The sequence below is a fragment of the Pseudomonas cichorii genome (assembly GCF_003700275.1).
GTDB classification, from domain to species: Bacteria; Pseudomonadota; Gammaproteobacteria; order Pseudomonadales; family Pseudomonadaceae; genus Aquipseudomonas; species Aquipseudomonas cichorii_B.
The window spans coordinates 13,524-28,454 of record NZ_RBRE01000069.1 but is presented as its reverse complement, the minus strand read 5'-3'; the positions used below and the strand labels follow the sequence as shown (position 1 = coordinate 28,454).

Sequence of the window (14,931 nt, the reverse complement as noted above, 5' to 3'; positions counted from 1 at the left end):
CGCTGCCGTTTGAAAAGCTGCGTATAAATCCGCAAGGCGGGTGATCCCCCTAGAACAACCCCAGTTGCCCACCGATCAAGGTACTGAAATCATCGTCGACAAACGGCAGGATGGCGTCTGCCAGAGGTTGTAGCTGCCGGGTCACGTAATGGTCGTAGTCGATACGTGCCTGACGGACTTCCAGTGGCTCCGGTCCGGCGACACTCATGACATAGCTGATCCAGCCACCGTTCTGATACTGAAGCGGTCGTCCCTGCTGTTGGTTGTATTCGTCAGCGAGGCGCGCCGCCCGCACATGAGGCGGCACGTTGCGCTGGTAGTCGTCCAGCTTGCGACGCAGGCGCTTGCGGTAAATCAGCAAGCCGTCGAGTTCACCTGCCAGGGTGCGTCGCACATAATCGCGCACATACTCCTGATAAGGCTGGCGCTTGAAGATCCGCAGGTACAGTTCCTGTTGAAATTGCCGGGCCAGCGGCGACCAGTCGGTGCGCACGGTTTCCAGCCCTTTGTAGACCATTTCCTCGCTGCCATCGGCACGTGTTACCAGCCCGGCATAACGCTTCTTGCTACCCTCCTCCGCGCCACGAATGGTCGGCATCAGAAAGCGCCGGAAATGCGTTTCATACTGCAGCTCCAGCGCACTGTGCAGGCCATACTCGTTGTGCAGATGCTCACGCCACCACTGGTTGACCTGCTTGACCAGAGCCCGGCCAATATCCGCAGCCTCTTCCTGCTCGTGGGTGCGCCCCAGCCAGACAAAGGTCGAGTCGGTATCGCCGTAGATCACCGTGTAACCCTGGGCCTCGATCAGCTCACGGGTCTTGAGCATGATTTCGTGGCCACGCATGGTGATCGACGACGCCAGGCGTGGATCGAAGAAGCGGCAGCCACTGGAACCCAAAACACCATAGAAGGCGTTCATGATGATTTTCAGTGCCTGGGACAACGGCGCATTGTGTTCGCGCTTGGCGGTTTCACGGCCTTGCCAGACCCGCTCGACGATTGCCGGCAGGCTGTGCCGCGTGCGAGAGAAGCGCGCGCCGCGAAAGCCGGGTACGGAATGCTCGTCATCCGGCTGACGCATGCCTTCGATGAGTCCCACCGGGTCGATCAGGAAGGAGCGGATGATCGATGGGTACAGGCTCTTGTAATCCAGCACCAGCACCGACTCGTAGAGCCCCGGCTGTGAATCCATGACGAAACCGCCGGGGCTGGCTTCCGGCAGCCGCTCACCGAGATTGGGAGCGACAAACCCCTGACGATGCATCAGCGGAATATACAGGTGACAGAACGCGGCCACCGAACCACCGCTGCGGTCGACAGGCAGGCCGGTGACCGTGGCGCGTTCCAGCAGAAAGGTCAGTAACTCGGTCTTGGCGAAGATCCGCGTCACCAGTTCACAGTCCTTGATGTTGTAACGGGCCAGCGCCGGTTTGTCCTCGGCGAACATGCGGTTGATTTCGTCCATGCGCTGGTAGGGCGTATCGATGGCCTTGCCTTCACCAAGCAGGGTCTGCGCGACATTTTCCAGGCTGAACGAAGGGAAATTCCAGGTGGCGGAGCGTAGTGCCTCGATACCGTCGATCACCAGGCGGCCACTGATATCGGCAAAGTAATGATTGTTGCGACTGCCGTGCTCACGCCAGCCCATGGGTTCACTGCCACGCCCCAGCATCAGCGGGACTTTCAGGCGCTGGGCATGTTCATGCAGGACCCGCAGGTCGAACTGCACCACATTCCAGCCGATGATTGCATCCGGATCATGCACGGCCAGCCAGTGGTTCAGCTTTTCCAGCAGTTGTGCCCGGGTGGTGCAATATTCCAGCTGGAAATCCAGCCCGTCATTGTTGCCATTGGCAGGACCCAGCATGTAGACCTGATGCTGGCCGCAGCCTTCCAGACCAATCGAGTACAGCTCGCCTCGGGAAGTGGTTTCGATATCCAGCGATACCAGTTTCAACTGCGGTCGATAACCGGGCTCGGGCTTGATCACGGCATCGCACAACACACCCTCGGCATTCGGTGTACCGCCAAACAGCACCGGCGCGGTGATGAAACGCTCCATCAGGTAGCGCTCGGGAGGACGGATATCGGCCTCATACATGTCTACATTGCCTTTGCGCAGCAGTTTCTCGATATTGATTAACTGGCGATGCTGCTGGCAGTAGACACCCAGCACCGGGCGATGGCGGAAATCACACAGTGCCAGCGGACGCAACTCCACACCACGCTCCCGGCGCAGTAACGCCTCGGCACGCTCGCGCTGCTCGGCAGGGACGAAGGCAACGGAAGGCTGGCAAGGCAGGCGGATATGTCTGGGGCCATTATCGGTGGCCAGCCAGAATTCGACTTCAGTCCCGGCAGGCGTATCACGCCAGTGTCGACTCAGGATAAAGCCCTGCTGTAAATCCAACGCGCTGACCTCAAAAGAATGTTTCCGAAAATCATTCTACCCTCCACGCCCGGATCTCGCCCGATATGCAGTTCTTCGCGGATCAGGCGGCGCTCCGCTTATCCGGGAATCCGCGAGTAAATCGCTCCTGCGCAGCCTGCATATGCCTAACCACAATCAACGTAAATGCTACCGATAATAAAAATGTTTCCCACTCGCTGTCCGTATTCCATTCTTGTACGTCATGGCTAAGGAAACCCGCCATTTACACCAAGGATCTTTCATGTCCCGCCCTGCCAGTTCGCTGCACCCATTGGCACTCGCCACTCTCATGGCGTGTGCCGCGGTGCCTCTGCAAGCCGCCGAATCCTCCGCAACCGATCAGCAGACCAGCGCAGTCAGCAGGTTCTCGATCCCGGCCGGAGACTTGAGTGAAGCGCTCAACAACCTTGCAGAACAGGCGCAACTGGTGCTGGCGTTCGATCCGGCACTGACCCGCGGCAAACGCAGCAACGGGCTTGAGGGACAATTCGGCACCCACGAAGCCATCAACCGCCTGCTCAGCGGCACAGGCTTGCAGGCCCTGGCGATATCGGCCAATCGATACCGCATCGAACCGGCTCCCGAAGCTGCCGAAGGGACCATGGAGTTACAAGCCACCAGCATCATCGGCGCCTCACAGATCGAAAGCGCCAGCGGCCCGGTGTCCGGCTATGTGGCGACCCGGAGCCGCACCGGCACCAAGACCGACACCGCACTGATCGAAACGCCGCAGTCGATATCGGTGGTCACCAGGGACCAGATGAAAGCCCAGGGCGCGGCGAGCCTCAACCAGATCCTGCGCTACAGCGCGGCAGTGGTTCCGGAAACCCGCGGTTCTACCGCGTCACGCCTGGACCAGATGAGTATTCGCGGGTTCTCTCCAGCCACTTACCTCGATGGCCTGCGCATGCCGGGCAACCGTGATGCGTCACCGCAGAAAGATGCATTCGACCTGGAACGGGTGGAAATCCTCCGCGGGCCCTCCTCCGTGTTGTACGGCCAGGCCAGCCCCAGCGGCGTGGTGAACATGGTCAGCAAGCTGCCGACCGAGACACCCTTTCACGAAATCGGCCTCACCTACGGCAACTTCAACAAGAAGCGCACGACCTTCGACTTTGGCGGGCCGCTTGACGATCAGGGCGTGTACTCCTATCGCCTGTCCGGGCTGTATGACGATGCAGACGGTCAGATCGAACACACCGAGACTCGCCGCCAGTCAATTGCCACTGCCTTTACCTGGCGGCCGAACGACGACACTTCGCTGACCCTGCTGGCCAATTATCAGAGCGATCCCAAAGGTGCTTCATATGGCTCGATTCCGGCCTACGGCTCGCTGCTGAACAGCCCGACCGGACGCGATATCGATGTCGACTTCTATGATGGCGAGAAGAGTTTCGAGAAAAGCGACCGTGAATACCACGCCGTCGGTTACTTGTTCGAGCATCACTTGAACGATGTCTGGACCTTGCGCCAGAACGCCCGCTACCTGCGCAGCGAAGGGATCTATCAGAGTATCTACAACGGCACCGATGCCCTGCAGCCCGACTACCGCACCATGGGCCGCTATACCATCGGCAGCGATGTCAACATGGATTCCTACACCGTCGACAATCAGCTCCAGGCCAGATTCGATACCGGTCCGTTGCAGCACACGCTGCTGTTCGGTGCCGACTATCAGAACACCAGCACCGATACCAAATCAGGGAATGGCAATGGCCCGTCGCTGGATCTGTTCGATCCGGTATATGGCAGCCCGATTGCTCCGATCATCTACAGTGCTGATGCCACCGCCCGCAGCCAACAGAAAGGCCTGTACCTTCAGGAGCAACTGAAGTGGGACAAATGGGTATTGCTGATGGGCGGACGTTACGACTGGGCCGACAGCACCAACACTTCCAGGCGAATTGCGACCGGGGTGAAAACCAAAAGCTCGGTGCAGAGCGAGGCTTTCACCGGACGCCTTGGGCTGGTCTATCTGTTCGATAACGGTGTGGCGCCTTACATCAGCTATTCCGAGTCATTCGAGCCCCAATCGGGCACCGGCCTGGGTAACAAGCCCTTCGAGCCGACCGAAGGCAAGCAATACGAACTGGGCATCAAGTATCAGCCACCGGGTAGCAACAGTTTCATCAGCGCCGCGATCTTCGACCTGCGGCGCAGCAATGTGCTGACCCCCGATCCGGTCGCGAGCAATATCTGTAACGGTGCGCGCTGCCAGGTGCAGACCGGTGAAGTTCAATCCCGCGGTTTCGAGCTGGAAGGCAAGGCCAGCCTGAGCGACAACCTGGATATCACGGCGGCTTATGCCTATCTGGACAACCAGATCAGCAAGTCCAACAGCACCGTCAGGGTCCAGCCGGGCATCGTCGGTCAGGCCAATGGCCCGGCGCTATCGGCTGAAGGCACCACCCCGCCGGCGATTCCTCGACACACCGCTTCGGCCTGGATCGACTACACCTTTCGCGAAGGGCAGTTGAAGGGCTTTGGTGTCGGCGGCGGTGCGCGCTATATCGGTTCGACCTGGGGTGATGAGGCCAACACTCTGAAAGTACCGGGCTACACCCTGTTCGACGCAGCAGCACACTACGACATTGCCAATATCAACAGCCCGATGGATAACCTGCGCCTGGCGCTGAACATCTCCAACCTGGCCAACAAGGAATACGTAGCGTCCTGCTATTACTACTCATGGTGCTGGTACGGTGCGCAACGCACGGTACAGGCCAGCGCGACCTATCGCTGGTAAGCAAGTCCCACACAAATACTTGCCTGAACTCTCCGATCCCGTGATTCTGTAGTCCCCCCATCCGGGGACTACAATCATTCAGGTCCTCATCCACGGAGAGCTCCATGAAAACCGTCGCCGAACTGTTGAAGCTGAAATCCGAACAACACCAACAGGTGCATACCATCGGTCCTGACCAGATGGTGCTCGATGCACTCAAGCTGATGGCCGAGAAAAATATCGGGGCGCTGCCGGTCGTGGCAGGAGGCGCGGTAGTGGGCGTGGTCAGCGAGCGTGATTACGCGCGCAAGATGATTCTCAAGGGCCGCTCTTCGGTCGGTACGCCCGTAAGCGCCATCATGAGCACCAAGGTGATCACGGTCGACTCACAGCAGAATGTGGAAACCTGCATGGGCATCATGACCGACAATCATCTTCGCCATCTGCCGGTCGTGGAGCACGGGCAATTGCTGGGACTGCTATCGATTGGCGACCTGGTGAAAGAGGCCATCGGGGAACAGGCCAGCCTCATTCAGCAACTGGAACAGTACATTCGCGGCGACTGAGTTTCGGCGGACACTCAAGGCTGGCGTCAGCACATTGCCTGACGCCAGCCTGTCATCCATCAATCGTCCAGGGTCTTGCCCGGAGCGCCCGCCTTGGTGGGCTTGACTGCCTTTTCGGCAGGCCCCGGCCTGGCTTCCGGCTCAGGTGGCGCCACAGCCGCTTCGCGCTCGCGCATCGGCATCTGATCAATGGTGGCGAAGATTTCCTTGGGATCGATTGCACCGGCCTTCTCGATCTTCTTCTCGCCGTCCTTGCCCACCAGAATCACCTTGGTCTGCACACCGGCACCCAGCTTGAGTTCACGGATCAAGGCCATGGTCGACTGGGCATCCATAGTCTTGCCGTTACGCTCGCCGATGGTATTGACCACCGTATACAGGACCATATTGCGCTGGGCAAAAGCTTCGCGATTGGCGGGTTCCTCAAGGGCCTTTTTAAGGTTGATCAGGGTCGGATCAACCGTGCTCGGAGCAATGATGATCAAGGGACGTGTCTTGCCGCGCTCCTGCGCCAGCGGAGCATCGCTGTCGGCCGCGAACGACGGGCCGGCAGCGATCAGCAGGGTGGCGAGGGTCAGGGTCCGGATAAACATGGTGGGCTCCTTTGAAATCCATGGGGGTGAGCATTACGCCTAGAGACTCGTAATTCCCGCCTTTGTTCTACCGCATCTGCATCATCACGGTATAGCCCAGGATTCGCTCGACTCCCACCCATGAGTTCATGCGCGTTGCTGAACTGGCTTGCAGCCATCACCCTGCAAGGTGTTGACGATTCCCTGCACAATCGTTTCAATTTCTGTCCGTTCGATCACCAGCGGCGGTAACAGGCGGATGGTCTTGCCCCGAGTCACATTGATCAATAACCCATGATTACGTGCCGCCAGCGATACCAGATCAGGAATTGGCCTGTGCAGTTCGATGCCGATCATCAAGCCCAGGCCGCGTATCGCCGCGACCTCGGGATGCCCTTCCAGCTCTTCGCGCAACCTGTCCAGCAGCAACTGCCCTTGCTCCCGGGCCTGCTGCACCAGACCTTGCTGCTCGATGATATCCACCACCGTACATGCTGCGCGGCAGGCCAGTGGATTGCCGCCAAACGTGCTGCCATGGCTGCCGGGGGTAAACAGTTGCGCAGCCGGGCCTTGCGCCAGGCAGGCACCGATCGGCACGCCATTACCCAGGCCTTTGGCGAGGGTCATGACATCCGGCACGATGCCTTCATGCTGAAAGGCAAACCATTGCCCGGTACGACCCATGCCAGTCTGGATTTCGTCGAGCATCAACAGCCAGTTGCGCCGTGTGCAACGCTCGCGCAAGGCTTGCAGGTAACCCTTTGGCGCGACCTGCACACCGGCTTCGCCCTGCACCGGTTCGACGAGCACCGCAGCGATCCGCGAGCCATGGGTTGCGCAGGCCCGGTCGAACGCCGCCAGATCGCCGAACGCCACCTTGATGAACTCCCCCGGCAACGAGTTGAAACCCAGCCGCACCGCCGGGCCGTCACTGGCCGACAAGGTCCCCAGCGTGCGGCCATGGAAGGCGTTTTCCATGACCACCACCAGCGGCTGCTCGATCCCTTTGTACCAGCCATGCAAACGTGCAAGCTTGAGCGCCGTTTCGTTGGCCTCGGCGCCGGAATTGTTGAAAAACGCGCGCTCCATGCCGGATAACTGCGTCAACTTATGCGCCAATCTTTGCTGCCAATCAATGCAGTACAGATTGGAGGTGTGTAACAGTAGGCCGGCCTGTTCACTGATAGCGGCTACCAGCAAGGGATGGGAATGCCCGACATTGGTTACCGCAACGCCCGCCACGGCATCCAGATACTCGCGTCCCGCCTGATCCCACAGTCGGGTACCCAGGCCACGAACAAAATTCAGGGCAAGGGGTTTGTAAGTGGTCATCAGGCAATCAGCAGTCATGGCGTAAAGCTCCAGGGTCATCCGTGGTTTTTTGCAGTATCGTTAACCACGTGAGCTAGATAAACACTGAAACTCTTCAATCATTTTAAACTTGGACTTGATAATGGATTTGCTCCAGGCAATGTCGGTGTACGTAAAGGTCGTGGAAGCAGGCAGCATGACGGGCGCCGCCCAGGCCTGCTCGATCTCCACAACCATGGTCGGCAATCATCTGCGGGCACTGGAACAACGTCTTGGGGTCAGCCTGCTAAAACGCACGACCCGACGTCAGCGGCTGACCGAATTCGGCACGGCCTATTACGAACGCTGCCTGGAAGTACTGGGCCTGGTGGCCGCCTCCGAGCGACTGGCCGAACAGGTTCAGGGCGAACCTACAGGCACGCTGCGCATTACCGCGCCGCTGACATTCGGCTCGGAAGTACTGGCGCCGTCCCTGTGCGAATTCTCGCTGCAGTTTCCCAAGGTAAAGCTGGATCTGGTCCTGACCAACCAGCGCCTGGACCTGCTCGATAATGGTTTCGATGCCGCCATCCGCATGGGCAGCGTTCCGGAAAACTCCCGGCTGATTGCCAGGCCCTTGCATGACTACACCCTGACCATCTGCGCGTCACCGGACTATCTGGCCCGGCGCGGCATGCCACTGCGGCCGGAAGATCTGCAACTGCACGACTGCCTGGCATTCGCCTACCCGGCGGGCGATGACTGGAGCGGCGTGGAAAAGCACTGGCGCCTGACCGGGCCGGAAGGTGAAGTCACGGTGCAGATCAGCGGCCCGATGGTGATGAACAGTTCTTCGGGCCTGTACCGCAGCGCCAGAACCGGCGGAGGCATCGTCATGCTGCCCGATGCCTTCGTCGAGCAGGATCTGCGTGACGGTCGCCTGATAGCATTACTGCCTGACTATCACTTGCCCAGCAGGCCGATGCACCTGATCTACTCCCCGGACCGTTATCAATTGCCCAAGCTGCGCAGCTTTGTCGACTTCACGATGGAACGCTGGGGCAAACAGGTGCCGCCCACGGAGTAAATGCATGACCGGGCAGCACCGCCCTGCTCGCCCGGCCATATGAAATCAGAGCTGCGCCGGCAAGCGGAAGCCGCGGATTACGGCAACATCGAAAGGGTTTGCAGAGCGCTGGGCGAGCAACAGATAGTTGGCGCGCAGCCCGCCCACATCTGCCTTGAGCAGCATGACATCCCGGCCCTGAAGGTATTCGATCTGCATCAGGTCGAGCAACCGGAACAGCGACCATGGCCCGCTGCTCTGCTCGATGCCGATGGGCCGTTCTGCCATTCGCTCCAGCACCAGACTGGCGCGGCCATTATCGGCATCGCTCGGCCACTTGAACGCGACCGGCACAATCGGACCGTGGCGATACTCCATCACCTGGTTGCCCAGACGGAACTCGGCACGACTCGCGCCAGGATCGAGCGTGTAAGGCTCAAGCGTGAACTGCACCTGGGGCTGCTCGGGGTTGTGAGCAAAGAAACTCTTGCGAATGGTCTGCACGCTGGCCATCTTGTCCAGATAGGCGCGACTGGCCGGCAAGCCCAGGCCATCCAGCGTGCGCAGACGATACTGCCCCGGATCGCCGCTGACAAAAGGCTTCATGTAGCTGTCGAAAAACCGTTCGGCCAACCCTTGATGCCTGAAGAACTCGCGGAAGTCTTCGATGGCTACATCACTGCTGGCATGGGCATGGAACGGGTAGCGTTTATCGAGGGACTGCTCATAGAAACTGTAGAGCTCGCTCTTGTAGCGCTGGTTGATGTAGCGATAGGCCTCGCGCAGCAACAATGACCAGGCATCCTCGGCCAATGTGTTGAACCAGCCGGCAACCGGTTGCGGCAATTGCACAGAGGCATTGCGCAGGTTGCTCAGTTCATCGCGCTGCCCGGTCATGCGGTGTCTGGCCATCTCGAAAGCCTGCAACTCGGGCTGACCGGAGCGCCCCAGCCTGGCGAACTGCAGTTGTACCCCATTCAGCGCCTGCAATACCTCAAGTAGTTCCGCAGACGGGCCGTTGTGCTCGTCCAGCAAGCGATGCAGCGGTTCAAAACGGCGCTGTAGCGATTTCTTCGCTGTGTCCGGCAATTTTGAGCCAAGGTTGCTGGCCTGTTCAGCCGCCATGGAGGCCACGGCATTCAGGGCACCGGGCTTTGTCCCTGCCTTCTCGGCAATGGCTGCTGCGTCGTCCAGGGTTTCAGCTACTGTCGGAAACAGGGTGTTGTCACGCACTTGCGCGAGCAGTTGCAGCAGCGGTGAATGGGCGGCGCTCAAGCCAGCCATTTGCATCGCGCCATGCTGGGCGTCTTCGAGTGGCTGCAAGGCGACCTGAGCGACGGCTTCGCTCCAGTGATTGGCATAGTCGTGAAAGTACAGTTGCTCCAGCTCGACCAGCAACTGACGCAACTGCATGCCATTCAGGCCTGTAGTGTCGCCCAGCACCCAATTGTCGCGCAGGATGGCATTGACCGTGCCAACCCCTTGAGTCACGAAGAACTGTTGATAGCCCTTTCGGGTATAGAAACCGGGAATGCTGTATTCGCTGCCGGCCAGCAGACTGGCTTGGGTACCGATATGTCGGGCCAGACGATAGTCAGGAAGACTGCGGGCCTGCTCGCGCAATGCCCGATAGACAATGCTCCCCAGCGATTCGCTGCGAAGCGCCTGACGGGCCTGAGCGACCAGTGCATCGTTGAGCGGGTAAACGAAAGGCTGTCCGAGCAGGCGCTGCAGGTGCCCATCCAGGTCGCTCTGCTCCTGCGGCTGCCCGGCATAACGCAACGACCAGTCAGCGGTCATCCGCTCCTGCAACCATGAAGAATCCCGGCGCTCGGGCAAATGCAGCATCAGGTAAGCACGCAAGCTGTCCAGCAGTTGCTCGCGGTCCTTCATGCTGGCTCGTATCTGTGCTTCCAGGGTGCCAGCCACACGAGGCAGCAAGCGGCTTTCCAGTTCGACCTGATAGGCACTCAGCAGTACCTTGTTGCTCGGCTCGCCCTGATAAAGGCCGTTGCGCTCACGAACGGCAACCTCTGCGTTTTCGGGAAAGACATGGCTGGCTGCATGACTGAGGTTCAAGGATTGGAGTATCGCCAGGGTATCGGACTGCTCAACCAGGACCGAACGCTGCTGTGCCCATTGCTGAGCCAACAGACGAATACGCTCGAAGCGATCATGATTGCTGGTAAAACCGTTCGCCCACAACCCACCGAACAACATCAGGATCATCAGGGCCGCGCCATACACCGAGCGCCGAACCCAGTTCATTCTGCGCCGCTCGCCCTTGTCCACGATGGCCAGCGCCGCTTCGGGAAAGATGACCCGACTCAGCAACTGACGAATGAAGCGGGCACGCCCCGCAGGCAGGCCTGGTAATGCTCTGTGGCTTACCGGCTGTTCGCCAGCCTGCTCTGCACTGGCGGCTTGAGCATTTCCGGGCAGATGAGGCGCACGGGTCAGATAAAAACCGCGCAACCGGGTCGCGCGCTGGTAGCGACTGCCGCTGAAAGCCATTTCCGCAAACATGCACAGCCGATGCCCGATGACCCCGAGCCGATCAGGAAAGCCGAGCATCAGCCCGCGACGCTGGATGTCATGTTCCTGATGAATGCGCATGATGACCTGGCTGCCCAGACGGCGCAGCAGCTCTTCAAACTCATGCCTGAGTTCATCGGAATCACTGCCCTGCCGATCCTGGCGAAACGTGGCGCCAAGCACCTGTTCCCCCTCTTCCCTGGACAGATGCTCGAAGAACTCATCGAATCCCTGCAGCGCATCGGACTTGGTCAACACCAGATACACCGGCACATCGACACGCAACGTGCGATGCAGTTCATCCAGGCGATTACGGACCTCTTCGGCGATGATTTCCAGACGGGTTTCCTCGGCATTGAGCAGGACGTCGACCGGTAATGTCACCAGTACACCATTGAGCGGACAGCTACGCCGACGCTTGCGCAGCAGGCCCAGCAACGTCAACCAGACGCTGGCATCGACTTGCGCCCGGGGCTGTTCGAGATAACGGCCCGGAGTATCGATAATTACCGCCTGATCGGCAAAGTACCAGGCGCTGTTGAGCGTGCCTCGAGTGTCGCGAGTCAATTTGCGCCCGGTTTTATTGAGCGGAAAGTCCAGGCCGGAAAAGTCCAGCAGACTGGTTTTACCGCTTCCTTCGGGACCGATCAGCAAGTACCAGGGCAGACGCTCACCTTTACCGTCATACAGACTGGAAAGCTTGATGACTCGCATTGCATCGCGGAAGCGCTCAAGTAGTGTCTTTTGCTCTGCCTCCAGCAAGGCCTGCTGGCGAAGCCGCTCCTGAATGGCCGTATCGGCTTCTGCCTGCCTCTTGCGTACGCCGTTGCGCCAACTGACGAAGACCATGCCCAGCCCCCACAGCAGAAACACCAGGCTTATGGACAAGAGACGGGAAGTCGGACTTGCCCAGAACCGGTAATCGGAGACCGCCAGCAACGGCCCGACAAACCATATGAATAGCGTGACAGCCAGTGCAGCCAGCAGCGTCCAGACCCATGTCCGGCAAAACAGGGCGGCCAGTTTCTTGAAGAGGTTTTTCATTGCAGGTCTCTGTTGGCATCGGGGGACTTGAGGGCTGTCGAAATGAACTGTCGGTAAGACTCAAGCACCGTTTCGCGCTGCTCGGCCAACACCCAGGCGAACCCCGAATACATCACCGTCAGACTCACAAGGGTAAACAGCCCCACCAACCACCAGGGAACGCTGCGAATGGCAGAATCCTGTCGGCCCTGCAGTCCATGCCAGTGTGGAGACAACTCGGCACTGACCTCCCCGCGCAATTGCCTTATCTGTCGGTAAAGGCCGCCACGAATCATTTCCAGCTCTGCATTGCCGCGCTTCATGACCCGGTACTTGCCCTCAAACCCCAGTGACAGGCACAGGTACATCAACTCCAGCATCGGTAAATGCCTGACCGGATTGCTCGACAGGCGCTCCAGCAACTGGAAGAACTTTTCCCCGCCAAAGGTCTCCTTGTGGAAACGGCTCAACAGACTCATCGTCGACCACTCATTGCCCCAGTCTGTGGTCAGCACGGTTTCATCGATCACTGTGCAGAGGACATAGCGGGCGGCCAGCAATTGATCGTTCTCGATGCCGTTTTGTCGGGCTCGCACCTCGAAAAGCCTTACAGCCTGGGCAAGGTTGCGGTTAAGAGAGTGCAGATCGCCCTCTGCCCCGTTACGTGCCAGATTGACGATCTGTACCAACAGATCACTCGCGGCTGTAACCAGCGGGTTGATATTGATGCTGAACGCCTCTTCCTGTGTCAGGCGGGCGCTGTAGATCAATTGTTCTTCAAGCTGCTCAAAACCGGGCGCCCGGCTGAAGTCGCCGAGCGCGCCATGTAAGGCAGTCTCTGGCCGATGCTCGTCAGAGAGCAGGCTGTCATCCTGATGATTTTCCATGCGCATGTTCATGAGTTCCTGATGGCCCAGAATTTCAATTCGAGCCCGTCAAACTCACCTGAAACATGGAAAGCAAAACCACCGCAAGCATCTACCCGGGCTTGCTCCTGATCAGTGAGTTCAAGGATGAAATAGGTCTTGCTGGAGTGAAACGGAATCTGCCTGGGCGCTACCGGCAGCGGTCTGAGGCGGATGCCCGGCAGATGCAGATTGACCAGCTCGCGGATGCTCTCTACGGATCCGACCTTGAGATGGGATGGCAAGCGATGGCGCAGTTCTTCACTATCGCAATGGGCACTGGCAGCCAGCACAAACGACGCCGAGCCAAGCAATTGCTGGTCGACACGGGGCGAAACCAGTACGCCATACTGGCGAGCCTGTAGCTCCAGCTCGGTGGCATGCTGTTCAAGAACCATCGACAACACCTGGCGGATCTCGGCCATCAAGGCCTTGAACGTCGCGCATTGATCGCTGTGCCGATAAGCACTGTTCAAGCGGGGACGCCTGCTGTCGCTACCGAAAGTGGCAAGTTCGCCAAGCATGCTCAACAGCACGCGGTACAACTCTTCGGGGTGTACGTCCTCGATGTTCAGATAATGCTTGAGGACCAGTTCGGTGCGATTGATCAGTTGCAACATCATGAAGTCGCCAACTTCGGCCCCCCCGACCTTGCCGCTGGCACGTATGCGCTGGGCAATCGCGTCGCCGCGATATCCAAGCAATCCCACGACCTCCTTGAGACACGAAGCCAGATAGGCCGAGCCGCGAACATTGATGAAGGTCGCGGTGAAATCGGGGGCAAGCGTGATTGCCTGATCAGATGAAACCGACAGTACGTGGCACACCTTGAGTTTCACATGGGTCTGATCGCTCTGCTGCTCCCCCACAAACAGACGAAATTCAGGACGCGCGCAAAGAATCTCTGCCGCGCTGTCTTCTCCGGCATTGGAGTCGGCAATCCTGCGCGTATAGGAGGTATAGCGGGCAATCACGTCCGGCTGTTCGGGCCCCCGTGCTTCAATGTAGTTGCCGGTCACCAGCGGCAGGGCAAGATAGACCGGCATATCGGTGATATTCGGTGGTATATCCAGGGCCAAGGGCTTGTCGCGATCGCGGAGGTCGAAGAGACTGCCATCGGCAAGAACACCCGATGCCCGGGCAATCACTATCTGCCCCGAGGCCAGAAACTGCGGGTCGATCACCAGTTCCATGAAGCCCCACAAATAGGCACCGGCCAGGCGGGTGCGCAGCTTCATCTGTTGATCGTAATAACGGTCGTTATGCTGGAAATGCTGCGGGCGCAATAACATGCCTTCGCGCCAGATGACTTTATGCTCATTCATGACCGGTCATTCGCTCTGGCTGATGCTCATCGCTGCGATGAATACCGTTTTCATCGAGAGTCAATTCGGTCCGGGTATGCCCTTCGGCCATGAGCGGAATGACATGCCGCCAGCGGGCTTCAGGCAGGTTTCGATAAGCGGCCAGAATCCCGACATAGTGACTGCCCTTGCCGGCCTTGAGCTTGAGCAACACACGTTGTCCGGGTTGCAGTTCCCGCTCCTCACTGGCCACCAGGTCATGATTCAGGGATTCTCTGGCTCGCCCATACAGACTGAAAAAATCCAGGTTCTCGAAGGCAACCGGCTGCCTCAATTCCAACAGGCGCAGGACGATGGGAGAAGATCGACCGTTGATATCCGGATTGAGGGTTTCACTGGCAGTCAATTGCAGACTCAAGCGGGTTTGAGTCGAGTAAGGCGACAATGTCGAACAACTGCCAAGTGCCAACAGCACTGTCAGCATGATCGGACTCTTGAGGCGCAACATAAG

General features: G+C 59.0%; 10 protein-coding genes. 3 read left to right on the top strand and 7 right to left on the bottom strand.

Annotated elements, in window-relative coordinates; all coding sequences use genetic code 11:
- Positions 1 to 49 precede the first annotated feature (49 nt).
- Positions 50 to 2,413, bottom strand: a complete 2,364-nt coding sequence (locus ALQ04_RS18705) for a DNA polymerase II (protein ID WP_122317232.1) — start codon at positions 2,411 to 2,413, stop codon at positions 50 to 52.
- Between the two features lie 262 nt (positions 2,414 to 2,675).
- Here ALQ04_RS18705 and ALQ04_RS18700 point away from each other — a divergent pair, with 262 nt between their 5' ends.
- The gene (locus ALQ04_RS18700; protein WP_122317231.1) at positions 2,676 to 5,180 is read left to right on the top strand and encodes a TonB-dependent siderophore receptor; all 2,505 of its coding nucleotides are present in this window, start codon (positions 2,676 to 2,678) and stop codon (positions 5,178 to 5,180) included.
- Positions 5,181 to 5,284: 104 nt separating this feature from the next.
- Entirely contained in the window at positions 5,285 to 5,725 is a 441-nt protein-coding gene (locus tag ALQ04_RS18695) for a CBS domain-containing protein (protein ID WP_122317230.1), read from the top strand.
- 59 nt (positions 5,726 to 5,784) lie between these two features.
- Here the strand turns inward: ALQ04_RS18695 and ALQ04_RS18690 are convergent, their stop codons facing one another.
- Positions 5,785 to 6,318: a DUF4174 domain-containing protein gene (locus tag ALQ04_RS18690; RefSeq protein ID WP_122317229.1), complete on the bottom strand. Its 534-nt coding sequence runs from the start codon at positions 6,316 to 6,318 to the stop codon at positions 5,785 to 5,787.
- 126 nt (positions 6,319 to 6,444) lie between these two features.
- A complete protein-coding gene (locus ALQ04_RS18685; RefSeq protein ID WP_122317228.1) occupies positions 6,445 to 7,647 on the bottom strand; it encodes an aspartate aminotransferase family protein in 1,203 nt (400 codons plus the stop codon).
- 103 nt (positions 7,648 to 7,750) lie between these two features.
- Between ALQ04_RS18685 and ALQ04_RS18680 the strand changes: the two genes are divergently transcribed.
- Entirely contained in the window at positions 7,751 to 8,674 is a 924-nt protein-coding gene (locus ALQ04_RS18680) for a LysR family transcriptional regulator (protein ID WP_122317227.1), read from the top strand.
- 45 nt (positions 8,675 to 8,719) lie between these two features.
- Here ALQ04_RS18680 and tssM read toward each other — a convergent pair whose 3' ends face one another.
- From tssM to tssJ, 4 genes are read right to left on the bottom strand one after another with little or no spacing between them, the layout of a single operon-like run.
- Positions 8,720 to 12,232 (bottom strand): type VI secretion system membrane subunit TssM, encoded by a 3,513-nt coding sequence (tssM, locus tag ALQ04_RS18675; RefSeq protein ID WP_122317226.1) that lies wholly within the window; start codon positions 12,230 to 12,232, stop codon positions 8,720 to 8,722.
- The gene (icmH, locus tag ALQ04_RS18670) at positions 12,229 to 13,110 is read right to left on the bottom strand and encodes a type IVB secretion system protein IcmH/DotU (RefSeq protein WP_122317225.1); all 882 of its coding nucleotides are present in this window, start codon (positions 13,108 to 13,110) and stop codon (positions 12,229 to 12,231) included. The genes tssM and icmH overlap by 4 nt, the downstream gene beginning before the upstream one ends.
- Positions 13,107 to 14,441 carry a type VI secretion system baseplate subunit TssK gene (gene tssK / locus ALQ04_RS18665; RefSeq protein WP_122317224.1) on the bottom strand — a complete coding sequence of 445 codons (1,335 nt, stop codon included), beginning with the start codon at positions 14,439 to 14,441 and terminating at the stop codon, positions 13,107 to 13,109. The genes icmH and tssK overlap by 4 nt, the downstream gene beginning before the upstream one ends.
- On the bottom strand, positions 14,434 to 14,928 hold the full coding sequence (gene tssJ / locus ALQ04_RS18660) for a type VI secretion system lipoprotein TssJ (protein ID WP_122317223.1): 495 nt from the start codon (positions 14,926 to 14,928) through the stop codon (positions 14,434 to 14,436). The genes tssK and tssJ overlap by 8 nt, the downstream gene beginning before the upstream one ends.
- Positions 14,929 to 14,931 lie beyond the last annotated feature (3 nt).